Origin of the sequence: Streptomyces sp. NPDC002055 (genome assembly GCF_040296705.1) — a bacterium.
Lineage (GTDB): Bacteria > Actinomycetota > Actinomycetes > Streptomycetales > Streptomycetaceae > Streptomyces.
On sequence record NZ_JBEOXS010000019.1, the window covers coordinates 47,947 to 73,635 of the forward strand.

General features: G+C 73.9%; 23 protein-coding genes and 5 tRNA genes. 12 read left to right on the plus strand and 16 right to left on the minus strand.

The window, feature by feature from the left end:
• Positions 1 to 245: 245 nt before the first annotated feature.
• The 4 genes from ABT112_RS14355 to pgsA form a co-directional block, all read right to left on the minus strand.
• Positions 246 to 785 carry a LemA family protein gene (locus ABT112_RS14355; protein WP_351509235.1) on the minus strand — a complete coding sequence of 180 codons (540 nt, stop codon included), beginning with the start codon at positions 783 to 785 and terminating at the stop codon, positions 246 to 248.
• Positions 786 to 1,062: 277 nt separating this feature from the next.
• Positions 1,063 to 2,298 (minus strand): glycosyltransferase family 4 protein, encoded by a 1,236-nt coding sequence (locus ABT112_RS14360; protein WP_351509238.1) that lies wholly within the window; start codon positions 2,296 to 2,298, stop codon positions 1,063 to 1,065.
• A complete protein-coding gene (locus tag ABT112_RS14365; protein WP_351509240.1) occupies positions 2,295 to 3,236 on the minus strand; it encodes a phosphatidylinositol mannoside acyltransferase in 942 nt (313 codons plus the stop codon). The genes ABT112_RS14360 and ABT112_RS14365 overlap by 4 nt, the downstream gene beginning before the upstream one ends.
• On the minus strand, positions 3,233 to 3,895 hold the full coding sequence (gene pgsA, locus ABT112_RS14370; protein ID WP_351509242.1) for a phosphatidylinositol phosphate synthase: 663 nt from the start codon (positions 3,893 to 3,895) through the stop codon (positions 3,233 to 3,235). Before pgsA ends, ABT112_RS14365 begins: the two co-directional genes overlap by 4 nt.
• A gap of 187 nt (positions 3,896 to 4,082) precedes the next feature.
• Here pgsA and ABT112_RS14375 point away from each other — a divergent pair, with 187 nt between their 5' ends.
• Positions 4,083 to 6,281 (plus strand): elongation factor G-like protein EF-G2, encoded by a 2,199-nt coding sequence (locus ABT112_RS14375; protein ID WP_351509244.1) that lies wholly within the window; start codon positions 4,083 to 4,085, stop codon positions 6,279 to 6,281.
• 138 nt (positions 6,282 to 6,419) lie between these two features.
• The gene (locus tag ABT112_RS14380; RefSeq protein WP_351509246.1) at positions 6,420 to 8,075 is read left to right on the plus strand and encodes an AbeC-like domain-containing protein; all 1,656 of its coding nucleotides are present in this window, start codon (positions 6,420 to 6,422) and stop codon (positions 8,073 to 8,075) included.
• A 96-nt stretch (positions 8,076 to 8,171) separates the two neighbouring features.
• Here ABT112_RS14380 and ABT112_RS14385 read toward each other — a convergent pair whose 3' ends face one another.
• A complete protein-coding gene (locus ABT112_RS14385) occupies positions 8,172 to 8,732 on the minus strand; it encodes an HIT family protein (RefSeq protein WP_351509248.1) in 561 nt (186 codons plus the stop codon).
• Positions 8,733 to 8,799: 67 nt separating this feature from the next.
• On the opposite strand from ABT112_RS14385, the gene ABT112_RS14390 reads away from it, so the two are divergent.
• A complete protein-coding gene (locus ABT112_RS14390; RefSeq protein ID WP_351509249.1) occupies positions 8,800 to 9,516 on the plus strand; it encodes a potassium channel family protein in 717 nt (238 codons plus the stop codon).
• Here ABT112_RS14390 and thrS read toward each other — a convergent pair whose 3' ends face one another.
• Positions 9,517 to 11,496 carry a threonine--tRNA ligase gene (gene thrS / locus ABT112_RS14395; protein ID WP_351509251.1) on the minus strand — a complete coding sequence of 660 codons (1,980 nt, stop codon included), beginning with the start codon at positions 11,494 to 11,496 and terminating at the stop codon, positions 9,517 to 9,519.
• 155 nt (positions 11,497 to 11,651) lie between these two features.
• Between thrS and ABT112_RS14400 the strand changes: the two genes are divergently transcribed.
• Positions 11,652 to 12,221: a DinB family protein gene (locus ABT112_RS14400; RefSeq protein ID WP_351509253.1), complete on the plus strand. Its 570-nt coding sequence runs from the start codon at positions 11,652 to 11,654 to the stop codon at positions 12,219 to 12,221.
• Positions 12,222 to 12,703: 482 nt separating this feature from the next.
• Here ABT112_RS14400 and ABT112_RS14405 read toward each other — a convergent pair whose 3' ends face one another.
• Both ABT112_RS14405 and ABT112_RS14410 read right to left on the minus strand, forming a co-directional pair.
• Entirely contained in the window at positions 12,704 to 13,924 is a 1,221-nt protein-coding gene (locus ABT112_RS14405) for a hypothetical protein (RefSeq protein ID WP_351509255.1), read from the minus strand.
• Positions 13,924 to 14,517, minus strand: a complete 594-nt coding sequence (locus ABT112_RS14410; RefSeq protein ID WP_351509257.1) for a DUF4365 domain-containing protein — start codon at positions 14,515 to 14,517, stop codon at positions 13,924 to 13,926. Before ABT112_RS14410 ends, ABT112_RS14405 begins: the two co-directional genes overlap by 1 nt.
• A 218-nt stretch (positions 14,518 to 14,735) precedes the next feature.
• On the opposite strand from ABT112_RS14410, the gene ABT112_RS14415 reads away from it, so the two are divergent.
• A complete protein-coding gene (locus ABT112_RS14415) occupies positions 14,736 to 15,461 on the plus strand; it encodes a 3'-5' exonuclease (protein WP_351509259.1) in 726 nt (241 codons plus the stop codon).
• A gap of 235 nt (positions 15,462 to 15,696) precedes the next feature.
• Here ABT112_RS14415 and ABT112_RS14420 read toward each other — a convergent pair.
• A tRNA-Val gene (locus ABT112_RS14420) sits at positions 15,697 to 15,768 on the minus strand.
• 252 nt (positions 15,769 to 16,020) lie between these two features.
• Here ABT112_RS14420 and ABT112_RS14425 point away from each other — a divergent pair.
• Positions 16,021 to 18,513, plus strand: a complete 2,493-nt coding sequence (locus ABT112_RS14425; RefSeq protein WP_351509261.1) for an SCO7613 C-terminal domain-containing membrane protein — start codon at positions 16,021 to 16,023, stop codon at positions 18,511 to 18,513.
• Positions 18,514 to 18,617: 104 nt separating this feature from the next.
• Here the strand turns inward: ABT112_RS14425 and ABT112_RS14430 are convergent.
• Positions 18,618 to 18,692 (minus strand) — tRNA-Val (locus tag ABT112_RS14430).
• A 65-nt stretch (positions 18,693 to 18,757) separates the two neighbouring features.
• Positions 18,758 to 19,240, minus strand: coding sequence for a TIGR02611 family protein (locus tag ABT112_RS14435; protein ID WP_351509262.1), 483 nt, complete (start codon positions 19,238 to 19,240; stop codon positions 18,758 to 18,760).
• A 190-nt stretch (positions 19,241 to 19,430) separates the two neighbouring features.
• On the opposite strand from ABT112_RS14435, the gene ABT112_RS14440 reads away from it, so the two are divergent.
• The gene (locus ABT112_RS14440; RefSeq protein ID WP_003959770.1) at positions 19,431 to 19,844 is read left to right on the plus strand and encodes an SsgA family sporulation/cell division regulator; all 414 of its coding nucleotides are present in this window, start codon (positions 19,431 to 19,433) and stop codon (positions 19,842 to 19,844) included.
• Positions 19,845 to 20,076: 232 nt separating this feature from the next.
• Positions 20,077 to 20,634, plus strand: coding sequence for a CGNR zinc finger domain-containing protein (locus ABT112_RS14445; protein WP_351509264.1), 558 nt, complete (start codon positions 20,077 to 20,079; stop codon positions 20,632 to 20,634).
• A gap of 6 nt (positions 20,635 to 20,640) precedes the next feature.
• On the opposite strand, the gene ABT112_RS14450 is transcribed toward ABT112_RS14445, so the two are convergent.
• Both ABT112_RS14450 and ABT112_RS14455 read right to left on the minus strand, forming a co-directional pair.
• On the minus strand, positions 20,641 to 20,811 hold the full coding sequence (locus ABT112_RS14450) for a hypothetical protein (protein ID WP_351509266.1): 171 nt from the start codon (positions 20,809 to 20,811) through the stop codon (positions 20,641 to 20,643).
• A 69-nt stretch (positions 20,812 to 20,880) separates the two neighbouring features.
• Entirely contained in the window at positions 20,881 to 21,345 is a 465-nt protein-coding gene (locus ABT112_RS14455) for a hypothetical protein (protein WP_351509267.1), read from the minus strand.
• Positions 21,346 to 21,736: 391 nt separating this feature from the next.
• Here ABT112_RS14455 and ABT112_RS14460 point away from each other — a divergent pair, with 391 nt between their 5' ends.
• Entirely contained in the window at positions 21,737 to 22,249 is a 513-nt protein-coding gene (locus tag ABT112_RS14460; protein WP_351509269.1) for a DsbA family protein, read from the plus strand.
• A 64-nt stretch (positions 22,250 to 22,313) separates the two neighbouring features.
• Here the strand turns inward: ABT112_RS14460 and ABT112_RS14465 are convergent, their stop codons facing one another.
• The 3 genes from ABT112_RS14465 to ABT112_RS14475 all read right to left on the minus strand — a co-directional run bounded on the left by ABT112_RS14465 (position 22,314) and on the right by ABT112_RS14475 (position 25,125).
• A complete protein-coding gene (locus tag ABT112_RS14465; protein ID WP_351509271.1) occupies positions 22,314 to 23,153 on the minus strand; it encodes a GNAT family N-acetyltransferase in 840 nt (279 codons plus the stop codon).
• 92 nt (positions 23,154 to 23,245) lie between these two features.
• Positions 23,246 to 24,070, minus strand: coding sequence for an aminotransferase class IV (locus ABT112_RS14470; protein WP_351509273.1), 825 nt, complete (start codon positions 24,068 to 24,070; stop codon positions 23,246 to 23,248).
• Entirely contained in the window at positions 24,067 to 25,125 is a 1,059-nt protein-coding gene (locus tag ABT112_RS14475; protein WP_351509275.1) for a chorismate-binding protein, read from the minus strand. Before ABT112_RS14475 ends, ABT112_RS14470 begins: the two co-directional genes overlap by 4 nt.
• 196 nt (positions 25,126 to 25,321) lie before the next feature.
• On the opposite strand from ABT112_RS14475, the gene ABT112_RS14480 reads away from it, so the two are divergent.
• The 3 genes from ABT112_RS14480 to ABT112_RS14490 all read left to right on the plus strand — a co-directional run bounded on the left by ABT112_RS14480 (position 25,322) and on the right by ABT112_RS14490 (position 25,565).
• Positions 25,322 to 25,394, plus strand: a tRNA-Gly gene (locus tag ABT112_RS14480).
• A 27-nt stretch (positions 25,395 to 25,421) separates the two neighbouring features.
• Positions 25,422 to 25,492 (plus strand) — tRNA-Cys (locus ABT112_RS14485).
• Between the two features lies 1 nt (position 25,493).
• Positions 25,494 to 25,565: transfer RNA gene (locus ABT112_RS14490), tRNA-Val, on the plus strand.
• Positions 25,566 to 25,689: the final 124 nt, after the last annotated feature.

The window sequence follows — 25,689 nt, forward strand, 5'->3', positions numbered from 1 at the left end:
CGTAGGCCCGTTCGAACCCGCCTCCGACCGGCCATCCGGTTCCGGGCGGGCCGCCGCACTGCTGCACGGACGAGACAACCCTGCCGCGCGGGTCCGCGACAAGGGCCAATCGTCCGCCGGTGGCCCGCAGGGGCCGGGGGCGCGGCCGCGGTCGCCCCACGCGGCGGGACCCGACGGGTGGCCGCCGGGCCGGTCACCGGCGGATCGGCCCGGGGCGGGCGTCTTCGCGGACGGCCCCGCGCCGCTCAGGACGGGCGGTCCGCGAGGGCCGCCGGGGGCTCGTCGTCCATCTCGAAGGCCAGCGGGAACGGCGCGTGTCCGGCGAGCCGGAACCAGCGCACGGTGCGGTGCCGCCGCAGCGCCCGAGCGGCCCGTACGGCGTCGTTGTGGAAGCGCCGGGCCATCGGGACACGGCGGACGGCGGCGGCCAGCTCCCCGGCCGCCTCCTCGCCGCCCGGAGCCTCGCGTACCGCCTCGACCTGCTGGGTCTCCGCGAACACCGCCCGCAGCGCCTGGCTGAGCTCGCTCTCGGCGACCTCGCGGTGCTCCTCCTCGGTCTGGCGGGCGGAGTGCGCGGCCTCGTAGAGCACGATCGACGCGGCCGGGTCGAGCACCCCTGCCGTGGCCAGTTCCTGGGCCACCGAGGCGCGGCGCAGCAGTTGGGCGTCGAGCGCGGCCCGGGCGGCGTCGATCCGGGCGTGCAGCCGGTCGAGGCGGCCGGCCGTCCAGCTGAGGTAGACGCCGACGAGGAGCAGGGCGACTGCGATCCAGATCAAGGTGCTCACGCCGGGTCACAGTACCGGCCGCCGCGGGACGCACCCGCACGCGGCAGCCGGCCCGAGCGCCCGGGGCGGGCCGAGCCGCGGGGGGTCGTGCGGTGCGGCCTCCGCTTCCGGGCCACGCACGCAAGCGGCCTCCGCTTCCGGGCCGCTGCGGCTGCAGCACGCGGCAGCGGCGCGAACACCCGGCCCGAGCCGAGCCGCGGCCGATCCACGCGGCGCGGCCCCCGGGGCACCGCCTCCGGACACAGGACCGGCGACAGGCCCCGGCGGGGCGGCGGAGTCAGCCGCGGGCCAGCCCCAGCCGGGCGCGCAGCCCCGTGGTGCGGTCGTCGGCCGCCACCGAGGCCGCGCCGTCGGTCACCGTCTCGTAGACCGCCAGGATGTCCGCGCCGACCGTCCCCCAGTCGAACCGCCGGACGTGCCGGCTGCCCAGCTCGCGCAGCTCGGCCAGGCGTGCCGGGTCGCCCAGCAGCCGCACCGCGCTGCGGGCCAGCGCGTCCGCGTCCTCGTTGGCGAACAGCTCCCCGGCCTCTCCCCCGTCGAGCACCTGGGCGAACGCGTCCAGATCGCTGGCGAGCACCGGGGCGCCCGCGCTCATGGCCTCGACGAGGATGATCCCGAAGCTCTCGCCGCCGGTGTTCGGCGCCACGTAGAGGTCGACACTGCGGAGCAGGCGCGCCTTGTCCTCGTCGCTGACCATGCCGAGGAACTCGACCCGGTCCCGGAACTCGGCGGGGAGCCCCGCGACGGCCTCCTCCTCGTCGCCGCGCCCGGCGACCAGCAGCCGGGTCTCCGGCCGTTCGGCGAGGATTCCGGGCAGCGCCTTCATCAGCACCGGCAGGCCCTTGCGGGATTCGTCGATCCGGCCGATGAAGCCGATCGTCCGCCCCTCGCCCGCGGCCGGTACGGGCCCGTCGGTGTCACCGCCGGACCGCTGCGCGGCCGCGCGGGCGGTGTCGCCCTGCCACTCGGGCTTGGGCTCGGCGCCGGCGAAGAAGTTCACCTCGACGCCGTTGGGAATCACGACCGCGTCCCCGCCCAGGTGCTCGACGAGGGTCCGCCGGGCGTACTCGCTCACCGCGATGCGCGCGCTGATCTTCTCCAGCGCGGGCTGCAGGATCGGATACGCGGCGATCATGGCGCGGGAGCGCGGGTTCGAGGTGTGGAAGGTCGCCACGATCGGCCCCTGCGCCGCCCAGCAGGACAGCAGCCCCAGCGACGGCGAGGTGGGCTCGTGGATGTGCAGCACCTCGAAGTCGCCGTCGTGCAGCCAGCGGCGCACCCGCGCGGCGGAGAGGAAGCCGAAGTTCAGCCGGGCCACCGAGCCGTTGTACGGCACCGGGACGGCCCGCCCGGCGGAGACGACGTACGGCGGCAGCGGCGTCTCGTCGTCCGCCGGGGCCAGGACGGACACCTCGTGGCCCAGCCGGATCAGGTGCTCGGCCAGGTCGCGGATGTGGAACTGGACGCCGCCCGGTACGTCCCACGAGTACGGGCAGACGATGCCGATCCTCACGCTGTCTCCGTTCCGGTCTCTGCCGTTCCGGGGGCGGCCGGGCGGTCGGGGCGGGGCTCGAGATCCTTGATCCACAGCCGCTGGAGCATGTGCCAGTCCTCGGGGTGCTCGGCGATGCCCGCGGCGAACACATCGGCCAGGGCCTGGGTGATCGTGGCGGTGCGCGAGGTGCGGTCGCCGCCCGCCGGCACCTCGATGGCCGGGTGGATCCGGCCGCGCATGACCGGCGTCCCGTCGTACCAGAGGGTGACGGGCAGCAGCAGCGCGCCGGTCTGCTGGGCGAGGATCGCGGGGCCGGCGGGCATCCGGGCCGCGTCGCCGAAGAACGAGACCTCGACGCCGGAGGCGGACAGGTCCCGGTCGGCGACCAGGCAGACCAGCCCGCCGGCGCGCAGCCGCCGGGCGAGGGTGCCGAACGCGCTGCCGCCGCTGTGCGGCAGCACCTCCATGCCCAGTCCCTCGCGGTAGGCGACGAACCGGTCGTAGAGCGTCGCGGGCTCCAGCCGCTCGGCGACCGTGGTGAAGGGCACCCCGAGCGCGGTGGTGACCCAGGCGCCGGCGAGGTCCCAGTTGGCCAGGTGGGGCAGCGCGAGTATCACCCCGCGGCCGCTCGCCAGCCCCTCCTCCAGCAGGTGCACGTCCTTGACCTCGAAGCCGCCCGCCACCCGCTCCTTGCTCCAGGCCGGCAGCCGGAAGGACTCCATCCAGTAGCGCAGGTACGAGCGCATACCGGCCCGGGACAGCTCCGCGAGGCGCTGCGGGCCCGCGTCCGGGACGACCCGGGCGAGGTTGGACTCCAGCCGCAGCACGCCCTTGCCGCGGCGCTTCCAGACCGTGTCGGCGATCCGCCGGCCGAGCGCCGTGGCCACCGGCTCCGGCAGGTGCTTGACCGTGCCCCAGCCGAGCCCGTACAGCGCGTCGGTGATCCGGTGCTTCATGTCGCCTCACTCCCCTGTGCGGCGGCCGTGCCGTCGGCCTCCGCGGCCTCCCGGCGTACGGTGACCATCCGCTGCCCGAGCGTGACCAGGCTGCCCACGGCGACGATCCACAACGCGATCGGCAACAGGATGTCGATGTGCGGCACACCGAACGTGTGCAGCCCGGCGAGCCCGGCCGCGACCAGCGTGATCACCAGCCGTTCGGCCCGCTCCACCAGGCCGTTGACGTTCACCGGCAGGCCGATGCTCTCGCCCCGCGCCTTGGTGTACGAGACGACCTGCCCGCTGGCCAGGCAGAAGATCGTGACGGCGCAGAGCAGCAGGTCGTCCCCGCGGCCCGCGTACCAGAGCGCCAGCCCGCCGAAGATCGCGGCGTCCGCGACCCGGTCGAGCGTGGAGTCCAGGAAGGCACCCCACCGGCTCGACCTGCCCAACTGCCGGGCCATGTTGCCGTCCACCAGGTCCGAGAAGACGAACAGGGTGATCACCATGGTGCCCCAGAAGAGCTCTCCGCGGGGGAAGAAGACCAGGGCACCCGCCACCACACCGGTGGTCCCGGCGAGGGTCACCGCGTCCGGACTGACCCCCAGGCGCAACAGCAGCGCGGCGAACGGTGTGAGAACACGCGTGAAAAACGCACGCGCGTACTTGTTCAGCATGGCCTTCCCGGAGGGTAGGGGGCGCCGCGCGGCCCCAGTGGCCACCGGTGGCCCCATCGTAGCCAGGCCCGCACCGGCGCACTGCGGGGCACCCGCGCCCGCTGTCGCGGGTACGACGTATGGACGCATCGTGACGGGGGTGGAAAGCTCGAAGAACGCAACAGGTGCAGACCGGGAGGCGACGCACATGGGCGACAAGACGAACACCCACCCCGGGGCCGCCGGCAGGGCGGCGACGGCCGACCGGCCCTCCGCCATTCGGAATGTGGTGCTGGTCGGCCACAGCGGCTCCGGAAAGACGACGCTGGTGGAAGCCCTCGCCCTCGCGGCGGGCGCGGTGAACCGGGCGGGCCGGGTCGAGGACGGCGGCACGCTCTCCGACTACGACGAGATCGAGCACCGCCAGCAGCGTTCGGTACAGCTCTCCCTCGTTCCGGTGGAGTGGGGCGGAGTCAAGATCAATATTCTGGACACCCCCGGATACGCCGATTTCGTCGGGGAGTTGAGGGCCGGTCTGCGGGCAGCGGACGCGGCCCTCTTCGTCGTCTCGGCGGCGGACGGCGTGGACGGCTCGACCCGCATGGTGTGGGAGGAGTGCGCCGCGGTGGGCATGCCGCGGGCGATCGTGGTGACCCACCTGGAGTCGGCGCGCGCCGACTTCGAGGGGATGACGGCGGTGTGCGGCCAGGCCTTCGGGGGCGACGACCCGGACGCGGTGCTGCCGCTCTACCTCCCGCTGCACGGCGCGGAGGGCCCGGACGGACACGCGCCGGTGGCCGGGCTGATCGGCCTGCTCTCCCAGCGGGTCTTCGACTACTCCTCGGGGGAACGGACCGAGCGGGCACCGGACCCCGAGCACCTGCCGCTGATCGAGGAGGCGCGCAACCGGCTCATCGAGGGGATCATCGCCGAGAGCGAGGACGAGACCCTGATGGACCGCTACCTCGGCGGCGAGGAGATCGACGTCAAGACCCTGATCCAGGACCTGGAACGGGCGGTCGCCCGCGGGACGTTCCACCCGGTGCTGGCCGCCGCCCCCGCGGCCGAGGGCAGCCGGCAGGGCATCGGGACGGTGGAGCTCCTGGAGCTGATCACCGGCGGGTTCCCGACGCCGCTGGAGCGCGAGGCCCCCGCGGTCACCACCCCGGACGGCGCGCCCCGGCCCGCCCTGGCCTGCGATCCGGACGGGCCGCTGGCCGCGGAGGTGGTCCGGACCACCTCCGACCCGTACGTGGGCCGGATCAGTCTGGTCCGGGTGTTCTCCGGGACGCTGCGCCCCGACGAGACGGTGCATGTGTCCGGCCACGGCCTGGAGGACCGCGGCCACGAGGACCACGACGTGGACGAGCGCATCGGCGCGCTCTCCGCCCCGTTCGGCAAGCAGCAGCGGGTACTGCCCCAGGCGATCGCGGGCGACCTGGCCTGTGTGGCGAAACTGAGCCGCGCCGAGACCGGCGACACCCTGTCGGCCAAGGACGGTCCGCTGCTGATGGAGCCGTGGGTGATGCCCGACCCGCTGCTGCCGGTGGCGATCGAGGCACACAGCAAGCCGGACGAGGACAAGCTGTCCCAGGGGCTGTCCCGGCTGGTCGCCGAGGACCCGACGATGCGCCTGGAGCAGAATCCCGACACCCACCAGGTGGTGCTGTGGTGCCTGGGCGAGGCACATGTGGATGTGGCGCTGGAGCGGCTGCGCAGCCGGTACGGCGTCCGGGTCGACGCCGTACCGCACCGGGTGTCGCTGCGCGAGACGTTCGGCGAACGGTCCGCGGGGCGCGGCCGGCACGTCAAACAGTCCGGCGGGCACGGGCAGTACGCGATCTGCGAGATCGAGGTGGAGCCGCTGCCGGCGGGCTCCGGCATCGAGTTCGTGGACAAGGTCGTCGGCGGTGCCGTGCCGCGGCAATTCATCCCTTCGGTGGAGAAGGGCGTCCGCGCCCAGGCCCTCCGCGGGGTCGCCGCCGGGTACGAACTGGTGGACGTCCGGGTCACCCTGCTGGATGGCAAAGCGCACTCGGTCGACTCCTCCGACGCCGCTTTTCAGACGGCGGGCGCACTGGCGCTGCGCGAGGCGGCGGCCGAGGCCCACATCCATCTGCTGGAGCCGTACGCCGAGGTCAAGGTGCTGGTCGCGGACGAGTACGTCGGCCCGGTCATGAGCGACCTCTCGAGCCGCCGGGGCCGGGTGGTCGGCACCGAACAGGCCGGGGCGGGGCGCACCCTCGTCCGGGCCGAGATCCCCGAGATCGAGATCGGCCGGTACGCGGTGGACCTGCGGTCCCTGTCGCACGGCACCGGGCGGTTCAGCCGTGCGTACTCGCGGCACGAGCCGATGCCGCCGCAGCTCGCCACCAAGATCCGTGAACAGGCTGGATCCGGCGCATAGTTGACCTGCCGCCCGCCTCAACTGCCGTGCGGCGGGCGGCTCACCGCGGATACGCTGAGATGCAGTTCAGAAGGTGTGCGGGGCGTTGCTGCCGGGAAGAGCCGCAGCAGCGGATACCGAGCGGTGTTGGGGGCGGTAGTGACAGAGGGCAGTTTCGACTTCAGTCCCGGGGCACAGGTCCCGCTGTCCGGCTCCGACGGGCAGACGGCGGCGACCAGTGCCCTGGCCTCCGCCGCGTATCGGGACAGCCCGGTCGCGGATGTGCTGAAGGCGAACAACGAGTGGCACAAGTCAAAGATCACGGCGCCGAAACTGTCCCTGTTCGAGCCGAACCTCGGTGAGGCCTTCTCCCGTGCCGTCCAGGTGCGGATGCTGGGCGGCGCCCGGCCCGCGCTGATCCAGTCCTTCGGCACCGAACCGCAGGCCGTCGTCGAGCACTGCCTGGCCGCCAACCGGATCCGCAAGGAGCGCGACGCCCGGCTGACCGTGGTGATGGCGGTCTTCGGGCTGCTGTTCCTGCCGGGCATGCTGGTGTGGCTCTCCGCGTTCCAGCTGCGCCGGACGCTGGCCGGGGGGCAGAAGTCGGGTGCGGGGGCGCTGGGGAGCGTCGTGCTGGTGGCGGTGGGCGGCCTGGCCGTGATGCTGCTGCTGAAGCCGCCGATGACCGGCGCGCTCTCGTTGTACCTGCGGTTCGTCATGCTCGTTCCGGTGGTCGGCTGGCTGGTGGCCAAGCGGGTCTGCGAGAGCACCGCCAAGGACCTCCGGGAGCGCTGGGAGGGGCTGCTGTCGGGCGGCGGCATCGGGGCGAAGATCCCCGAGGCGGTGCCGGGCAACCCGAACGAGACCAGCGCCGAACGGCTCCGGCAGGGTCTGGCCATGCTCAGCGCCGAGCAGCGCAGCAATCTGGTCTTCTACGCCGGCCCCAAGGGGATACTCGGCATGGGCACCCGCTGGGGCAGCTGGCACCTGGCGGAGCAGCTGGTCTCCAGCGACCCCGACAAGGAGATCAACCCGTTCCGCAGCTGGGACGTCATCCGCGCGGTCCACGACCAGCTGCGGCTGCTGGAGCGCGGCCCGCTGCACACCGGCGGCTTCCCCACCCCCTCGGTGACGCACTGGGTGGTGTCGCCGATCGGGGAGAACGCCGCCGAGGTGTCCCGGCCGAACGGCGCGGAGACCGACCACTTCCAGATCAAGAGCGCCGAGATACAGCGCATCTGCAACGAGCAGCAGTTCGGCAGCGGCAACCGGCACTACCTGGGTGTCCAGTTCGTGCTGTGGGACGGCCAGTTGGTGATCACCCTGCTGGTCACCGTCACCGTGCTGCACCACACGCTGCGGATCGAGGTGACGGGCCACGCGCTGGGGCCGGTGCACCCGCTGTTCACCACCAAGCCCGCGGCGAAGACCAAGGAGGTCTCCAAGAGCGTCAAGTTCTGGGAGACCCGGACGGTGAACCTGCCGCTGGTGGATCCCCGGGAGGTCGTGCGGCTGTCCGCGCGCGCCCCGCTCACCTGGTTCCCGTCGGTCCTCGACTACCTCGGCGGGAAGCTGTCGCTGCCGGAGCCGTTCGGCCTGCGGCACGCCTGGGCTGACCAGCCGTGGCGGCACCGCTTCATGGCCGACGACGCGCTGCGGGCGGCCACCCCGGTGCTGCGGGTGGTGCACTCGGCGGCGATCAAGGTGCTGGCGGAGAACGGCGTGGACACCGAGAACTTCGGCACCCGCTCGACCTTCCTCAGCGGCGCGGTGCAGGGCGCGGAGCCGCGGCAGGCGGACGTCTACAACGCGTAGCCGCCCGGCAGCGGCACGAGCGGCACGAGAGCCCGTGGGGAGCGCGCTCCCCACGGGCCCTTCGCACGGCTGCAGGCGCCGGGCCCGTCGCGCGGTTCAGGAGGCCGGCCAGGCCTCCGCCAGCATCCGGCGGGTGTCGGCGAGGAGCTGCGGCAGCACCTTGGTGTGGCCGACGACCGGCATGAAGTTGGTGTCCCCGCCCCAGCGCGGCACCACGTGCTGGTGCAGGTGCGCGGCGATCCCGGCGCCGGCGACGGTGCCCTGGTTCATCCCGATGTTGAAGCCGTGGGCCCCGGACGCGGTGCGCAGCGCCCGCATGGCCGCCTTGGTGAACTCGCCCAGCTCGGCGGTCTCCGCGGCGTCGAGGTCGGTGTAGTCGGCGACGTGCCGGAACGGGACGACCATGAGGTGCCCGCCGTTGTACGGGTACAGATTCAGCACCGCGTAGACGTGCTCGCCCCGGGCGAGGACGAGGCCGTCCTCGTCGGACTTCTCCGGGATGGTGCAGAACGGGCAGCCGTCCCCGGCGCCCGGCCCCGTCGGCTTGTTCTCCCCCTGGATGTAAGCCATCCGGTGGGGCGTCCACAGGCGCTGGAACGCGTCCTGCGTCCCCACTCCGATCTGCTGTTCCGGCTCACTCGTCATGGTGTGCAGCATATGACTTCGCCCGTTCGCGGCGTGTCGCCGGGGCGGATGCCGCGGCCCCGGCCGGGATGCTGAACCGATGGACGACAACAGCCGGGTGCAGCGGTGGGAACGGCACGCCGAGTTCCCGCTGCTCCTGGCATCCCTGCTGTACCTCACGGCGTACTCGGTGCATGTGCTGGTCCCCGGCCTGTCACCGGGCTGGTACGACTTCTGGCTCTCGGTGACCGTCGGGACGTGGACGGTCTTCGGCATCGACTACTTCGGCCGGCTGGCGCTCAGCCGGCCCCGGGGCGAGTTCGTCCGGCGCCGCTGGCTGGACCTGCTGGTGATGCTGCTGCCGCTGCTGCGCCCGCTGCGGATGATGCACGCCTACGCGGCGGCGCAGACCCGCCACCGGGAATCGCGCATGAGCCTGGAGGGCCAGGTCATGTCGCTGACCCTGCTGACCGCGCTGCTGCTGGGCTACTCCGCCAGCCTGGCCGTCTACCGGGCGGAGCGCCACGCCCCCGGGGCCACGATCACGACCTTCGGTGACGCGGTGTGGTGGGCCTGTGTGACGCTCTCCACCACCGGTTACGGCGACGCGGTGCCCATCACGCCGCTCGGCAGGGTCGTGGCGGCCGTCCTGATGGCCGTCGGCGTCGGGCTGATCGGCGCGGTGGTCGGGGTGTTCTCCTCCTGGCTGGTGCAGAGCTACCGGGAGGGGGTGCAGGGGACGCGCCGCCCCCCGGAGAGCCGTACGCCCCCGGAGGGCGGCGGAACGGGTCCGGACTCCGGGGGCGGGCGCGGCTGATCAGACCTGGACGCGGTCCTCGACGGCCTGCAGGATCTCGGCGACGGCCTCGTCGACCGGCACGCCGTTCTTCTGCTCGCCGTTGCGGTAGCGGAAGGAGACCGCGCCCTTGGAGACGTCGTCGTCGCCCGCGATCAGCATGAACGGGACCTTCGCCTTCTGGGCGTTGCGGATCTTCTTCTGCATCCGGTCGGAGGAGCCGTCCACCTCGATGCGGATGCCCTTGGCCCGGAGCTTGGCGGCGACCTCCTTCAGGTACGGGACGTGGTCGTCGCCGATCGGGATTCCGACGACCTGGACCGGGGCGAGCCAGGCCGGGAAGGCACCCGCGTAGTGCTCCAGCAGCACCGCGAAGAACCGCTCGATGGAGCCGAACAGCGCGCGGTGGATCATCACCGGACGCTGGCGGGAACCGTCGGCGGCGGTGTACTCGAGGTCGAACCGGTCGGGCAGGTTGAAGTCGACCTGGATGGTGGACATCTGCCAGGTGCGGCCGATCGCGTCCTTCGCCTGGACCGAGATCTTCGGGCCGTAGAAGGCGGCGCCGCCCGGGTCCATGACCAGGTCCAGGCCCTGCTTCTCGGCGGCCTCGCGGAGCGCCTGGGTGGCCTGCTCCCAGTTCTCGTCCGAGCCGATGAACTTCTCCGGGTCCTTGGTGGACAGCTCCAGGTAGAAGTCCTCCAGGCCGTAGTCGCGCAGCAGGTTCAGCACGAAGGTGAGCAGCGAGTCCAGCTCGTCCGCCATCTGCTCACGGGTGCAGTAGATGTGCGCGTCGTCCTGGGTGAAGCCGCGGGCCCGGGTCAGGCCGTGCACGACGCCCGACTTCTCGTAGCGGTAGACCGTGCCGAACTCGAAGAGCCGCAGCGGCAGTTCGCGGTACGAGCGGCCCCGCGCGTCGAAGATCAGGTTGTGCATGGGGCAGTTCATGGGCTTGAGGTAGTAGTCCACGCCCTCGTCGAGCTGCATGGGCGGGTACATGCCGTCGGCGTACCAGTCCAGGTGGCCCGACTTCTCGAACAGCTTCCCCTTGGTGGCGTGCGGGGTGTAGACGAACTCGTAGTCCGCCTCCTCGTGCCGCTTGCGGGAGTAGTCCTCCATGACCCGGCGGATGATGCCGCCCTTGGGGTGGAAGACCGCGAGGCCGGAGCCGATGTCCTCGGGGATGGAGAAGAGGTCCAGCTCGGAGCCGAGCTTGCGGTGGTCGCGCTTCTCGGCCTCGGCGAGGAAGTCCAGGTGCGCCTTCAGCTCGTCCTTGGACGGCCAGGCGGTGCCGTAGATCCGCTGGAGCTGCTTGTTCTTCTCGCTGCCGCGCCAGTAGGCGGCGGCGGAGCGCATCAGCTTGAACGCCGGGACGACGCGGGTGGTCGGCAGGTGCGGACCGCGGCAGAGGTCCTTCCAGCACAGGTCGCCGGTCTTCGCGTCGAGGTTGTCGTACATGGTGAGCTCACCGGCGCCGACCTCGGCGGACGCGCCCTCGGCGGCCTCGGCGGCGGAGCCCTTGAGGCCGATCAGCTCCAGCTTGTACGGCTCCTCGGCCAGCTCCTCGCGGGCGGCGTCGTCGGAGACGGCACGGCGCGCGAAGCGCTGCCCGCGCTTGACGATCTCCTGCATCTTCTTCTCGATGCGCTTGAGGTCGTCCGGCTGGAAGGGCTGCTCGACGTCGAAGTCGTAGTAGAAGCCGTCCTTGATGGGCGGGCCGATGCCCAGCTTGGCCTCGGGGAAGAGCTCCTGCACGGCCTGCGCCATGACGTGCGCGGTGGAGTGCCGCAGGATGTTCAGACCGTCCGGGGAGCCGATCAGCACCGGCTCGACCTCGTCGCCCTCGGCGACCTCGTACGCGAGGTCCTTGAGCCGGCCGCCCACGCGCGCGGCGACGATGCTGCGGTCGCCGCCCAGGAGTTCCGCCGCCGTGGTGCCCGTGGTCACCACGCGCTCTTCCCGCTCGGAATCGCGTTGGATGATCACACGGACGTCTGACACCGGTCTCTCCTGACTCATGGGGGGCGACAGCGGACGCTGCGCGCCCTGAATCGTACCGAGCCGGACGGGCCGACCGCTAAAGGGTGGCGCACCACCGGGCCGGGCACCGGCCCGGTGCGCCGGGGACGCGCCGTCGCAGGCCGTAGCGTGGCGGCATGGCAATCGACTGGAACGAGCAACTGGTCGAGCAGCTCGACCTGCACTGGCGGAACCAGCTGCGCCCGCGCCTGGACGGCCTCTCCGACGACGAGTACTTCTGGGAGCCGGTCCCCGGTTGCTGGAGCGTGCGGCCCCGGGGCGAGAGCACGGCTCCGATCACGGCGGGCGCGGGCGACCTCACCATCGACTACGCCGTCCCCGAACCCGATCCGCCGCGGGTGACGACGGTCGCCTGGCGGCTGGCCCATCTGATCGTCGGGGTGTTCGGGGCGCGGGTCGCCTCGCACTTCGGCGGTCCGCCCGTCGACTACCAAAGCTTCGCGTACGCGGGCACGGCCGAGGAGGCCCTCGCCCAGCTCGACACGGCGTACGCGGCGTGGACGGCGGGGGCGCGCGGCCTCGGCGAGGAGGAGCTGGCCCGGCCCTGCGGCCCGGCGGAGGGACCGTACGCCGAGGTGCCGATGGCCACGCTGGTGCTGCACATCAACCGCGAGGCCATCCATCACGGCGCGGAGATCGCGCTGCTGCGGGACCTCTACCGGCACCGGAAGTCGCAGATCTTCTGAGCGGCACGGCTGAGTGGCACGGCCTCGCCGTGGGCGGCGCTGCGGCGGTGGCTCCTGCCGCTGTCCTGCCCGCACGGTCCGCCTTCCCAGCGGGCACGGCCCGGCGCCTCGGCTGCGGCGGCGGGCACGGTCGCTGGCTCGGGCACGGGCACGGGCACGGGCTCGGGCTCGGGCTCGGGCTCGGGCTCGGGACGGGCTGGGGCTGGGGCTCGGGCTCGGGCTCGGGCTCGGCCCCAGGATCCGGCTCGGACTCCGGCTCGGGCTGGGCTGGGCTGGGCTGGGCTGAGCTCGGCTGGGCGCAGGCTCTCGCGCTCCGGCGCGGGCGCACCGACAGCCGCCGGGGCACGGCCGGGGAGCGGGGTCGACCCCCCGGCCACGGCTCCGCCGCACGGCGGCGGCGATCCCGGGGCGGACCTGCCGGCCCGCTCCCCGCCCGTGCCTCAGGCGTCAGCGTCAGTCCTCGGTCGTCACGTCCTCGGGCGTCAGTCGTCGCCCCCGCAGGCCTCCTCGAAGAAGCCGAGGTTCTCCTGCAGGGACTTCATCAGCCGGTCCCGCTCGGCCTCGTCCACCGGGACCGGCACCACCCCGGAGGCCCCGGTGAGCCGGCGGAAGCCGCTGCGGCTCTCCAGCCGGCCGCTCACCCGGACCGGCAGACCGATCAGGTGGGCCTGCCCGGCGATCCGGTACGCGTCCTCGTCCAGCACCACCCGGACCTGGGCCACATCGGCCCCGGCGAGCACCCGCAGCCGTACGGTTCCGGGCCCCGAGGGCGCCGAGCGACGCATCCGTACCACCGCGCCGGTGACCCGCACCGGCACGGAGGGCTCGTCGCGGGCGTACCGCGCTCCGGCCTCGCGGAGCGCCGGCAGGTCCCCCGGGGAGAACTCCACCGGCTCGGGCCGGCGGGCGAAGCCCTCCGGCACACCGGCCGCGGGTGACCAGTCCACCGTCACCCGCAGCCCCTCGGAGCCCCGGACGAGAGCCACGACCGACTCGGCCAGCTCATGGCACATGCCCATCCCGACCGCCGCGTCGAACGCCTCCATTCCACCCGTGGCGCGCTGGTAGTCGGTCGCGTCGCGGGCGGCCTGCAGGGCGCGCAGCAGGGTGGTGACGGTGGCCCGGCCGCCGCCGGCCGGTACGAACACCGTGAGCCGGCGCCCGTCACCCGGCCCGGCCCCGACGAGCACCGGTTCCAGGGCCGCTTCGGCCTGCGCCTGGTGGCGCGCCCCGTGGTAGCCGGCCCGGCCACGGGCGGCGAGCGCACCGGCGAGGAGCATCGCCCGGGCCCCGGCCCGCAGCCGCTCGTGGGCGGGCCACGGCGCGGCACCGCCGCCGTCCTCCGGCACCTGGCGCCACCAGCGGACCTCGTCGCTGGGCACGGAGAGTCCGACGAGGACGTCACGGGCGGAGGGGGCGGGGCTGCGGGACAGGGCGGTGAGGGCCTCGGCCAGCAGGTCGGCGGCGTCGGGGAAGGCGCGGCGCTCCGGCACCAGCAGGCTGGTGCCGGCACCGGGCCCGGGCGGCGTCCAGCGGCTGTACCGGCCGGCCGCGCCGCCCCGCCGCCGCCAGCCGTGCCGGGCCAGCAGTGCGGCGAGGACGGCGGGATCCAGCTGTTCGGGGTCGGGGCAGGCGCCGCCGGGCGGCGGTCCCCCGGCGTCCCGGTGCTGCGGTCGTACGGGCTCGTCGGACGGCCGGTGCATCAAGGTCTCCCTCCCACCCCGACGCGGGTCATGATCTCGCAGAGCGCGCGGTCGTCGAAGATCCGTGCGGTCGGGATCCGGACAGTGGTCCTGCGCCGGCCCGTCACGGGGTGACCGGCGAGGTTGATCCAGTAGCAGCAGTGCCGCAGTTCGAGGCAGTCGTGGGAGGCGCGCAGCCACTCCTCGGGCCGTCGCGGCGCCAGCATCACGACGAGGATCTTGTGCACCGCCACCGGGGTGCGGGCCAGCTTCACCAGGTGGTCGTTGTCCAGCGTGAAGGAGAAGGCGGGCCCGGCCGGGCGCGGGGCCGTCTGGTAGGTGCACTTGAGCTGCACCTTGATCGTCACTTCGTCGTCGACGGCATGGCCGGGGGCGCCGTGGCTGACGTGCCAGTCGATCCCGTTGTCCGGGAACGGCTGGGCGAGCGAGCACCCGGCCGCCGCCGCGACCGCGTGGAGGTATCCCACCTGCAGGGTCTCCATGCAGGCGGTCGTGGCGAGTGAGCCGCGCAGCGGTGCGATCCGCTCCGGCAGCGGCCCCGTCCCGTGACCGGCACGGGATATGCCCCCAGGTTCGGGCTGGGCGAGCGCCATGTCCGAAGAGCCTTCCGGGCCTTGCCGGTCCCTTGTCCGAGCCGTGGACCCCGACGAGCAGTGGACCGAGCAGTGGACCGACTATTTCCGAACGATCCGTCATATGTGTTGTCTCCGCCCGGCGTACGGAACAAACGGCCCGGGTATCACCCGGTCGGGCGGGGACCGTTGCTCATCTGCCGGTGCTCATCGGCCGGGTTCGCGAGAGGAGTTGTGACATGCCGTGCTGGTTCGACGGACCACTCGCCGCGTTCGACACCGAGACCACCGGGGTCGACGTCGAGCAGGACCGGATCGTCTCCGCGGCGCTGGTGCTGCAGAGCGCGCCCGGCTCGATGCCGCTGGTGACCCGTTGGCTCGTCAATCCGGGCGTGCCGGTGCCCGAGGGGGCAACCGCGGTGCACGGGCTGACCGAGGACCATCTCCAGCGGCACGGCCGGTGGCCCGCACCGGTGATGGAGGAGGTGGCGCGCGCCCTGGCGACCCAGTGCGCGGCCGGGACGCCGCTGGTGGTGATGAACGCTCCCTTCGATCTGACCCTGCTGGACCGGGAGTTGAAACGGCACCGCGCCTCGTCGCTGGCCGGCTACCTGGGGGGTGCCTCGCTGTGCGTCCTGGACCCGCGGGTGCTCGACAAGCACCTGGACCGCTACCGCAAGGGCCGCCGGACGCTCACCGACCTGTGCGAGCACTACGACGTACCCCTGGCCGGCGCCCATGACGCGGCGGCCGACGCGGTGGCCGCACTGGAGGTCGTACGGACGGTGGGGCGCCGTTTCGCCGCACGGCTGGAACGGCTGAGCGCGGCCGAGATGCACGCCCGGCAGGCCGTCTGGCATGCGGCGCAGGCACGCGGACTGCAGGAGTGGTTCGCGCACAACGGCACACCCGAGGCGGTCGACCCGGCGTGGCCGCTGCGCCCCGCGATGCCCGCCGCCGCCTGAGTCCCCCGCCCGCCGGAGACGCCGAGCCGGGCCCGCACCGGACCGTTCGGCCACCCGCCCGGCGTGCGGAGCATGAACGGCCAACGGTTCGACGGACCTTCGGCGCATCCCTCGCCGATTCGAATCAATCAGACATCTCCGGACGCCCCGAGCCCCGGCCGGGAACCACGGCAGACGCACGCGCGCATCAACGGCGAAGGCCGGGCCGCCTGTTGGCGTCCCGGCCTGCTGGGGGTGGGCGATACTGGGTTCGAACCAGTGACCTCTTCGGTGTGAACGAAGCGCTCTCCCACTGAGCTAATCGCCCCCTTGTGCCGTGAGCTGCGCTCTCGGCACGGCCTGAACAATACAGTGCTCGGGAGAGTTCGTTCAAACGGCATCCGCGGGCAGCGGCGCAGGCCGCGGCGGCCCTCGGGTCCCGGCACCCCGGCACGTATGGGGAGCCCGAAGCGGACGCCCCTCCTCCGCCGGATCCGCCGCCGGCACGGCGACGTACTCAGCCGGGGTGAGTACGGATACCCATGTCCCGGCCGCGACCGCGGCACCAGACTCGCCTGTCATGGACAATCCGTCACCCGCCGCCGCCCCGGACCCGCAGGGGAACCCGCCCGCGCCCGCCGGCCCGGCGGAGTCCGGGCGAGCGGGCCTGGAGAACGAACTGCGCCGACTCGACCTCGCGCTGGCCCGGGTGGAGGGGGAACGCTCCCGGCTGCTCGCGCTCCGCGGCCAACTGCTGGAGCGGCTGCACCGGATGGGCCCGGTTCCGGCCTGGGGCGTTCCGGCCGCCGCGGCCCCCGCCCGCACGCGCGGCGAGACGCAGCCGCCGACGGTGCAGAACCTGCTGCTGGGGCTGGGAGGTGTGCTGCTCGCCATCGCGGTGACCGCCTTCACGGTCGTCAGCTGGGGGCACTTGGGCATCGGCGGCCGGTCGGCCGTCCTGGGCGCCCTGACGCTGGCGGCGCTGGGCACGCCGGCGCTGCTGCTGCGCCGGTCCCTGACCTCGACCGCGGAGTCGGTGGCCTGCCTGGCACTGGTGCTGCTGGCCCTGGATGCGTACGCGCTCCACCGGGTGGCGCTGCCCGGAACCGACGGGACCGGCTACACGGCCGTGGTGAGCGGGGTGCTGGCGGCGGGCTGGGCGGCCTACGGCCGGTGGCTCGGCGGTCCCGCGCCCGGCCCCGGCGCCGGGCTCCGGCTGCCGTCCCCGGTCGCGGTCGCGCTGGCCCAGCTGCCGCTGCCGCTGTGGGCGGTGGCGGACGCCGGTCCGTTCGGCCTCGGTGCCGCCCTGCTGGGCACGGCGGCCTTCGACCTGGTGCTCGTGCTTCGCTGCCACGCCCCCGGGGCGCGGCCGGTGGCGGCCGTGTCCGGTGCGGTGACGGGCGGCGTGGGGGCGCTCCTGGCCGGCGTCCTGTCGGTCACCGCGCCCACGGCCGGTACCGCGGTGCGGGCCGCCGGGCTGCTGCTGGTGGGCGCGGCCCTGGGCCTGGGCGCGGCCTGGCGGCGCCCGTCCTCCGGTGCCGGATCCCGGGCAGCGGTGTGCCCGGCGGCGGCGAGCGGCCTGTGCGCGGTGGTGGCCACCGGCGGGGTGCTGCGGTTCGCGCTGCCGGGGCAGTGGGCGGTCCTGGGCCCCGTGCTCGCCGCGGCCCTGCTGCTGCCGGCGGCCCGCGCGCTGCCGCGACAGCGCGCGGTGGCGGCGGGCCTCGCCGGTACCGCGGCCGCGGTGCACGCGGCGGCGGTGCTCTGGACGCTGCCGGTGGTAGCCGCCGTCGCCCTCGGACCGCTGGGCAGGCTCGACCGGGTGTGGGCGGGCGCGCCGGAGGGGGCCCTGGCCGCGGTCGGCGGCGGATCGCCGTGGCAGGCCACGCTCGCCGTCCCGGCCGTGCTCGCGGCGGTCGCGGCCGTGGCCCTCGGAGTGCGCCGCGCGGTGGCGGCGGAGCCCCGGCGGGCGGCGCTGTCCGGCGCGGCGGTGGCCCTGTTCGGTGCGGCGGGGACGGTCCTGCCGGTCGCCCTGGACCTGCCGTATCCGGTCGCGGTGGCACTGCTCGTGGCCCAGGCCGCGGTGCTGCTGATCGCCTCGGCGACGCTCGGCCGCGTTCCCTCCGCGCCGGCCGCACTGGTCTGCGCGGTCGTCACCGGCCTCGTCGCCGTGGGCTGGGGGCTGGCGGACGAGTCGGTGACGCTCGGCGTGCTCGGCTCGCTGCTGGTGGCCCTCACGGCCGCTGCGGCGCCGCCCGGGCGTCCGCGGCAGCCGGTGACGGCGACGGCCGCGGTGGTGTGCGCGGCGGGGCTCTCCGTCGCCCTGGGCGCCGCGGCAGGGCTGCCGGCCCCCCGGACGGCGTTCGCGGTGCTGGGGGTGGCGGCCGTCGCCGCGTCCGTCGCGGCGCGGCTGCGCGCCCTCCCGGCGGGGCTGCCCGTGGAGTGCGCGGCCTACGGCACCGCGCTCCTGGCCGTCGGTCTCGCGGCGGGTGACGCGCCGGCCCTCGCCGCGGTCCTCGCGCTGGCCGGCCTGCTGGCCGCCGGGACCGCGCTGCGGCCGGACCGCCGCGCCGCCGCCCACGCGGCCGCCGCGCTGCTGGTGTGCGCGACCTGGGTGCGGCTGGCGGCGTACGGCGTCGCGACCCCGGAGGCGTACACGCTCCCGGTGACCGTCCCCGCGCTCGCCCTGGGGCTCCTCCGGCGCCGCCGGGACCCGTCGGTGTCCTCCTGGGCGGCGTACGGCCCCGGGCTGGCGGCGACGCTGCTGCCGAGTCTCGCCGCCGCCTGGAGCGACCCGCACTGGCTGCGCCCGCTGCTGCTGGGGATGGCCGCGCTGGGGCTCACCCTGGCCGGCGCGCGGTGGCGGCTCCGGGCGCCGCTGCTGCTCGGCGGGACGGTGCTGGGCCTGGTCGCGCTGCACGAGCTCGCCCCGTACATCGTCCAGGTGGTCGACGCGCTCCCCCGCTGGCTGCCGCCCGCGGTCGCGGGTCTGCTGCTGCTCGCCGTCGGCGCGACGTACGAGCAGCGGCTGCGGGACGCCCGGAGGGTGCGGGACACGCTGGGGCGGATGCGCTGACCGGTCCGGGCCGTCCGGGTGGAGCCGGGCGGCCCGCCCGGAGGCGTCCCGGCAGCGAAAAGACCGAGGGTCCGAAGGCTTGAAGCCTTCGGACCCTCGGTCGGTGGTGGGCGATACTGGGTTCGAACCAGTGACCTCTTCGGTGTGAACGAAGCGCTCTCCCGCTGAGCTAATCGCCCGGGCGCAGAGGAAACATTACCGCATGTCAACGGATGCTCCTGACCACCCCGGGGTCAGCCGAAGCTCACTGACCGACCTTCCACGGCATCTCGAAACCGAATTTCGAGACGTAGATCGCCACGCCGACCGCAATGATCGCCAGACCGATGGCGGTGAGTGCCATATTGCGCCGGCGCACCCGCGGATCGAGCGCCTTGTGCGCCGCCTCGGTCACTTTCCGTTTCGTCCAGCGCAGCACGAGCTGCGCCCAGACGAACTCGGTGGCCCAGATCGCCATGCCACCGAAGATCACCAGCCAGCCCGGACCGGGCAGCGGCAGCATGATCACGCCACCCACGACCACCGCCAGGCCGACCAGGAAAACACCCACCTGCCAGCTCAGATGCAGCGGCTTGGATGCCTTGATGAACCGCGGCGCCCGGGAGCCGAGCGCCGGCTCCTCGTGCGCGCCGTCCACCTTCTCGACGTCCCCCTGCGTACCGTCCCCCGCAGCGCCGGCGTCCGCCGGGCCGGCGGCCTTCCGTCGCTCGTCACTCTCCGCATTCATGCGGCCCAACCTACCCGACCGTGAAGCGTCACCGGAATGGGCGCCGAGGATGACACGCGACTCCGCCGTACGGGGTACCTGAACGGTCTCAAAACGGTCAGAGGGGTTTACAACGACACCGTAGGTGGCATGTCGATTTCGCCGACGTGCGAATCCCCGAGCGCACACTGAGCGAAAGGCCTTGGCGCTTATGAACACCACGGTCAGCTGCGAGCTGCACCTGCGCCTCGTTGTGTCGAGCGAATCCTCCCTGCCCGTTCCGGCGGGCCTGCGGTATGACACGGCCGATCCCTACGCCGTGCACGCCACCTTCCACACCGGAGCCGAGGAGACCGTCGAGTGGGTGTTCGCCCGCGACCTCCTCGCCGAGGGCCTGCACCGGCCCACCGGTACCGGCGACGTCCGGGTGTGGCCGTCCCGCAGTCACGGCCAGGGCGTGGTGTGCATCGCCCTGAGCTCCCCGGAGGGCGAAGCCTTGCTCGAGGCCCCGGCGCGGGCCCTGGAATCGTTCCTCAAGCGGACGGACGCAGCGGTGCCACCGGGCACCGAGCACCGTCACTTCGATCTCGACACCGAGCTCTCCCACATCCTGGCCGAAAGCTGAGCCGGCCTCCGTCCGAAAGGTGACGCAGGGAACCACCACCCGACACGCTCACCGCTCGTAGCCGTCCGACTCGGGGCGACGGCACGGGCCCGGAACACCGCAGGGCGCAGACACCGGCGCCTTCGCCGCGCGGCACACCGCGGCGAAGGCGCCGGTGCGCTGCGGGCGATAGGGTCGGCCGATGTCCGGGGCCGCCGACGCAGCCGCCCGACCACCGGCCAGGGAGCGAACCGTGCTGATCAACCACGACACCCGGTGCGCCCTGGACGCCGTCGTCGACCTGGTGAACACCGCGCCGGAGGACGGCGGGGCCGACGCTCTCGCCGACACCGCCGCGCTGCGCCGGTTCGTCGACGAGCACGACATCAGCGACGCGGGCGCCCTCGGGGAAGAGGATCTGGCGGCCGTGCGCGAGGTCCGCGACCGCTTCGCCGAGGTCTTCGCGGCCACCGACACCCACGGCACGGTGAAGCTGCTGAACGCGATGGTCGCCGCCGCGGGCACCACGCCCCGGCTCACCGACCACGACGGCTACGACTGGCATGTGCACTACTTCGCCCCCGGGGCCTCCCTGGCCGACCATCTCGCGGCGGACGGCGGCATGGCGCTGGCCTTCCTGGTGGTCGACGGCGAGCGGGAACGGCTGCGGCGCTGCGAGGCGCCGGACTGCCGGCGCGCGTTCGTGGACCTGTCGCGGAACCGGTCCCGCCGCTACTGCGACAGCCGCACCTGCGGCAACCGGCTGCATGTCGCCGCCTACCGGGCGCGACGCCGGGAGGCCGGGGACTGACCCGGGTCAGTTGAGGTCGTAGAGCGCCCCGAACAGCAGCAACGTGCCGATCACTGTCAGGAACAGCATCAGGGGCGGCTGGGAGAGGGCGAAGAGGCAGCCGCGTGTCTCGGCGGCGGGGCTCCCGGCGGGCGGGGCCAGCGGGTCGGTGCCCGCGGAGGCGAGGTCGTCGTTCATCTCGCGCAGATGATGGCGCAGCCGCCCGACCCCATGAGCGCCAACACGCTCGTATGGGTGGGGAGTTCGTCAAATGCCGTGCTTTTTGAGGATGGCTTCGATATCGGCGAAGTCGTCCTCGCCCTTCTTCGGCGCGGCCTTGCCTCCGGGGCGTGCCGCGGGGCGCCCGGAGCCCGGTGGCGGGGCGGGTTCGACCGCTCCGGCGGACCGGGGGCGCGCGACGGCGTCGGGCTCCGCGGAGCCCTTGCGGCGCCGGCCGACGAGGCGGACGGTCACGAAGAGCACGGCCGACAGGGCCAGGACCGCGAAGCCCGCCCAGACCTGGGGCTCGAAGACCAGGCCCGCGGCCCAGTCGCCGATGGCGGTGCCGATGTCGGCCAGCAGATCCGCCAGCCCGGCCATGGCCAGGCCCACCGGGATCAGCGCGAAGGCGGCGATCCGCGTCGCGCGGAGGAACCGGCGGCGGTACGCGGTGAGGATCGCGACGGCGAGACCCGCCGCGGACAGCGCCACACAGACGGTCGTGGTCAGCATCGCGTGCTCCCGCCGGACGTGACGGTCATGTCCACTCCTCCCCGTGGTGCGGCACCCCCGCCTCCCCATCGTGCACCGCCTGCCGAGGCCCGTGCCATGCCCCGGGGCCGGTCTCCGGGAGATCTCAGGGGTGCCGTCCGGCCTCGGGGGGATGCCTGCCCCTCAAGCCGTGGACCGCGGGCGCCCGGATCGCGGGACGGTTCCCGCCGCTGGCGCGTGCGCCGGGCGGTTCCGGGCCCGTCCCGGCTCTTCGCCGGACGCACGGCGCGGGCCTGTCCCGAACCTCGCCCGGCCCGCGACTCCCCGGGGCGCGGCTCCCCGAGGGCGCGGCGACGGGCGGGGCTCGGTGACCCGGGTCCGGGGCGTCCCCCGCGGCTGGGAGACTGGCGTCATGAGCCTCACCACCCCCGCCCGCGCGACCCTCGACATCTGGTGCGAGCTGCAGTGCCCCGACTGCCGCACCGCCCTGGAGGACCTGCGGGCCCTCCGCGCCCACTACGGCGACGCCCTGGAAGTGCGGCTGCGGCACTTCCCCCTGGAACGGCACAAGCACGCCTACGCGGCCGCGCAGGCCGCCGAGGAGGCCGCCGACCAGGGCAGCGGCTGGGCGTACATCGAGGCCGTCCTGGAGCGCACGGAGGAGCTGGCGCGGCGGGGCGAGCCGCTGCTCGTCGAGATCGCCGGCGAACTCGGCCTGGACGCCGAGGAGATGGACACCGCCCTGATCGACGGCCGCCACCTGCTGATCGTGGACGCCGACCAGGCGGAGGGAAAGGCGATCGGCGTCACCGGCACACCGACGTATGTGATCGACGGCGAGCGGCTGGACGGCGGGAAGGGCCAGGACGGCCTGCGGGAGCGGATCACGGAGATCGCCGACCGGCTGCTCGCCCGGCAGGACTGACCGGGCCGACAGGACCGACCGGGCGCCGGACCACCGGCCCGCCACACGGCGCCGACGGCCGGGTTCAGAGCAGCGTCTTGGTCAGGTGATGGCCGGTCGGCGCGTAGCCGAGGGACTCGTAGAGCCGGAGCGCGGGGGTGTTGTCCACGAAGACGTTGAGCCCCAGCCGGGCGGCTCCGGCGGCCCGGCACTCCCGCTCGGCCAGCAGCATCAGGGAGCGCCCGTGGCCCCGCCCGCGGTGCTCGGCGGCCACCTCGACGTCGAAGACGAAGGCGTCCGTGCCGTCGGGCAGGCGCTCGCCGAGCGAGAGCCAGAGGGTGCCCACGTCGGTGCCGCGGTGGGACAGGACGCGGACGACCGCACCGGCGGTGTCCAGGCCGTCCGGGAGCAGAGCGGCCTCGTCCGCCTCGGACTTGGCCCACGCCTGCTCCGCGGGAACGCCCCGCGCGATCCACTCCTCCGCGTAGCCGCGCTTCCCGGCCTCCCGCCAGGCCGGGTACTCCGCGGCGGACATCGGGCGGGCCGCGCTCCCGTCGGCGAGCGACGGCGGCTGTTCGGGCAGCTGCTTCACCATGCCGCGGTTGCGCTCGGTGTAGCCCAGGGCGGCGGCCAGCGCGACGGCGGCCCCGGCACCGGCGGGAACGCTCACCTCGGCGCGGCGGCAGCCCCAGCCGCGCAGCACCTCCTCGGCGGCGAGCGCGGCGACGGTGGCCCGGCCGCGCCGCCGGTCCGGCTCGTCGATCCGCAGCTCCCGGATCCGTCCGACGGACGGGCCGAAGCGCTCGTCGGTGGAGAGGCGGACCGTGCCGACGGGACGCCCGTTGACGCACACCTCGTAGCCGCGGGCCCGCAGACCGTCCGGATCGTGCTGTTCCAGCCCCGTGGGCCGCAGAGTGGTGGTCATGCGTGGGTTCTACCGGCTCGGCGCCGCGCCGTCACCCGATTTCGCCGAAGCGACCGGCGGGCACGGACCGGGGCACCGCGGCGGGCCGGCCGTCAGCGCGGGTCGAAGTCCGCGGCCGACCGCTCGTCGAAGATCCGCATGGCCTTGGCCGTCACCGGCCCCGGCGCGCCGGGCAGTTCGCGGTCGTCCACCCGGTGCACGGCCTGGACATCGCGGAGCGAGGACGTCAGGAAGACCTCGTCGGCGCGTTCCAGCACGTCCTGCGGCAGATCGGCCTCGGTGGCACCGGCCCAGTCCACGACGAGTGCCCGGGTGATGCCCGCCAGCGGGCCGGCGGACAGCGGCGGGGTGTACAGCTCGCCGTCGAGCACGACGAAGACGTTGGCGCCGGTGCCCTCGCAGAGCCGGCCCGCCGTGTTGGGCAGCAGCGCCTCCGAGGCGCCGTGCTCGCGGGCGCGGGCGAGGGCCACCACGTTCTCTCCGTACGAGGTGGTCTTCAGGCCGGTCAGCGCGCCGCGCTCGTTGCGGGTCCAGGGCACGGTCACGACCGCGGTGGTGTCGGGCCGGCGGGTCGTCTCCCCCAGCGCGACGACCAGCGTCGGTCCGCCGGTGCCCCGGTCCGAGCCGAGCGGCGACAGCCCGCCGGTGTAGGTGATCCGCAGCCGGCCGAGCGCCATCGGGTTGGCCGCCAGCACCGCCTCGCAGGCCCGGCGCACCTCGTCCCGGTCGGGGTCGGGCAGCCCGAGGCCGCGCGCGGAGCGGGCGAGCCGGTCGAGGTGGCGGGTGAGCGCGAAGGGGCGGCCCTCGACCGCCTTGATCGTCTCGAAGACGCCGTCCCCGACGGTCAGGCCGTGGTCGAAGACGGAGACCCGCGCCGAACCGGCGTCCTGCAGCTTTCCGTCGAGCCAGATCTTCACCGTACGATTCCTCCGGTTTCACGGTAAGCCCCCGACGCTACCGCCAGCAGCCGGGCGGCCTTCAGCTCGGTCTCCTCCCACTCTCTCTCAGGGTCGGAGCCCCAGGTGATTCCGGCCCCGGCGCCGAACCGCAGCAGCGGGCCGCCGGGAGCCTCGCGGTCCACCCAGAAGGTCCGGATGCCCACGGCCAGCTCGGCGGTGCCGCGGTCGGCGTCCACCCAGCCGATGCCGCCGCAGTACGGGCCGCGGGGTGCGTTCTCCAGTGCCTCGATGATCCGCAGCGCGCTGCTCTTGGGCGCGCCGGTGACCGAGCCGGGCGGGAAGGCGGCCGCCAGCACCTCCGGCCAGCCGGCGCCCTCGGCCAGCTCGCCCCGGACGGTGGAGACCAGGTGCACCAGGCCGGGGTGTTCCTCGACGGCGCAGAGTGCCGGGACGGTCACCGTGCCGGTGGCGCAGACGCGGCCCAGGTCGTTGCGGACCAGGTCCACGATCATCACGTTCTCGGCGTGGTCCTTCTCCAGCAGCTCCTCGGCGCTGCGCGCGGTGCCCTTGATGGGCCCGGACTCCACGGTCCGGCCGGAGCGGCGCAGGAAGAGCTCGGGCGAGGCGGTGGCGACCTCCACGCCGTGCGCGGGCAGCCGGACCGTGCCCGCGTAGGGCGCCGGATTGCCGCGGGCCAGCAGCGCGGTCAGCGCGTCGACATCCGCCCCGGCCGGGTCGGGCAGCGGCGCGGACAGCACCCGGCAGAGGTTCGCCTGATAGACCTCGCCGGCCGCTATGCACTCCCGTATCCGGTGGACCCCGGCCCGGTACGCGGCGCGGTCCAGGGAGGACGTCCAGTCGCCGGGCGCCGGACCGCGCCAGGCCCCGGGCACCGCCTCGGGCACGGGTTCACGCCGTACGTCCGCGAACCGGGCGCAGACCAGCCGGCCCTCGAAGTCCGCGGTCACGGCCCAGAAACCGGCCGAGTCCAGGGCTGCGGGGTCGCTGGTGACGTCGCGCAGGTCGGTGGCGACGAGAGGGCCGAAGCGAGCCAGAGGGGCGAGGTCGTACACGGCTGCGAGTCTATGGCGGGCACCCCCGGCGCGCCCCGGGCGCGGTCCGTCGCGCGGTCCGGGCGGAGAGCAGCGCAGCACGCTGGGGAAACGGAATTTGAGCTGGCCCAGGAATCCGCTAGAGTTCAACACGTCGCCGGGACGCGGAAGCGCACCGGGGACAGCACCTCCCGGGCGTGTTCCGGGGGAGGCAACTGCGGACGTGGCTCAGTTGGTAGAGCATCACCTTGCCAAGGTGAGGGTCGCGAGTTCGAATCTCGTCGTCCGCTCGATGGGGGTCCTCGGACTCCCACGCTGGTGGAGTGGCCGAGAGGCGAGGCAACGGCCTGCAAAGCCGTCTACACGGGTTCAAATCCCGTCTCCACCTCGGACGATTAGCTCAGCGGGAGAGCGCTTCCCTGACACGGAAGAGGTCACTGGTTCAATCCCAGTATCGTCCACTGGGCCCGTAAGGGCCGCCTGCATCACCCGCGGTATCTTTCGATGCCGCACCCACCCGCGCGATTAGCTCAGCGGGAGAGCGCTTCCCTGACACGGAAGAGGTCACTGGTTCAATCCCAGTAT

Coding starts and splice junctions, on each gene's coding strand:
- ABT112_RS14450 (WP_351509266.1), bottom strand. CDS start 20,811: ATGAACGACGACCTCGCCTCCGCGGGCACCGACCCGCTGGCCCCGCCC.
- ABT112_RS14465 (WP_351509271.1), bottom strand. CDS start 23,153: ATGACCACCACTCTGCGGCCCACGGGGCTGGAACAGCACGATCCGGAC.
- ABT112_RS14425 (WP_351509261.1), top strand. CDS start 16,021: ATGGACAATCCGTCACCCGCCGCCGCCCCGGACCCGCAGGGGAACCCG.
- ABT112_RS14375 (WP_351509244.1), top strand. CDS start 4,083: ATGGGCGACAAGACGAACACCCACCCCGGGGCCGCCGGCAGGGCGGCG.
- ABT112_RS14415 (WP_351509259.1), top strand. CDS start 14,736: ATGCCGTGCTGGTTCGACGGACCACTCGCCGCGTTCGACACCGAGACC.
- pgsA (WP_351509242.1), bottom strand. CDS start 3,895: ATGCTGAACAAGTACGCGCGTGCGTTTTTCACGCGTGTTCTCACACCG.
- ABT112_RS14390 (WP_351509249.1), top strand. CDS start 8,800: ATGGACGACAACAGCCGGGTGCAGCGGTGGGAACGGCACGCCGAGTTC.
- ABT112_RS14455 (WP_351509267.1), bottom strand. CDS start 21,345: ATGCTGACCACGACCGTCTGTGTGGCGCTGTCCGCGGCGGGTCTCGCC.
- ABT112_RS14460 (WP_351509269.1), top strand. CDS start 21,737: ATGAGCCTCACCACCCCCGCCCGCGCGACCCTCGACATCTGGTGCGAG.
- ABT112_RS14440 (WP_003959770.1), top strand. CDS start 19,431: ATGAACACCACGGTCAGCTGCGAGCTGCACCTGCGCCTCGTTGTGTCG.
- ABT112_RS14400 (WP_351509253.1), top strand. CDS start 11,652: ATGGCAATCGACTGGAACGAGCAACTGGTCGAGCAGCTCGACCTGCAC.
- ABT112_RS14410 (WP_351509257.1), bottom strand. CDS start 14,517: ATGGCGCTCGCCCAGCCCGAACCTGGGGGCATATCCCGTGCCGGTCAC.
- ABT112_RS14435 (WP_351509262.1), bottom strand. CDS start 19,240: ATGAATGCGGAGAGTGACGAGCGACGGAAGGCCGCCGGCCCGGCGGAC.
- ABT112_RS14385 (WP_351509248.1), bottom strand. CDS start 8,732: ATGCTGCACACCATGACGAGTGAGCCGGAACAGCAGATCGGAGTGGGG.
- ABT112_RS14405 (WP_351509255.1), bottom strand. CDS start 13,924: ATGCACCGGCCGTCCGACGAGCCCGTACGACCGCAGCACCGGGACGCC.
- ABT112_RS14365 (WP_351509240.1), bottom strand. CDS start 3,236: ATGAAGCACCGGATCACCGACGCGCTGTACGGGCTCGGCTGGGGCACG.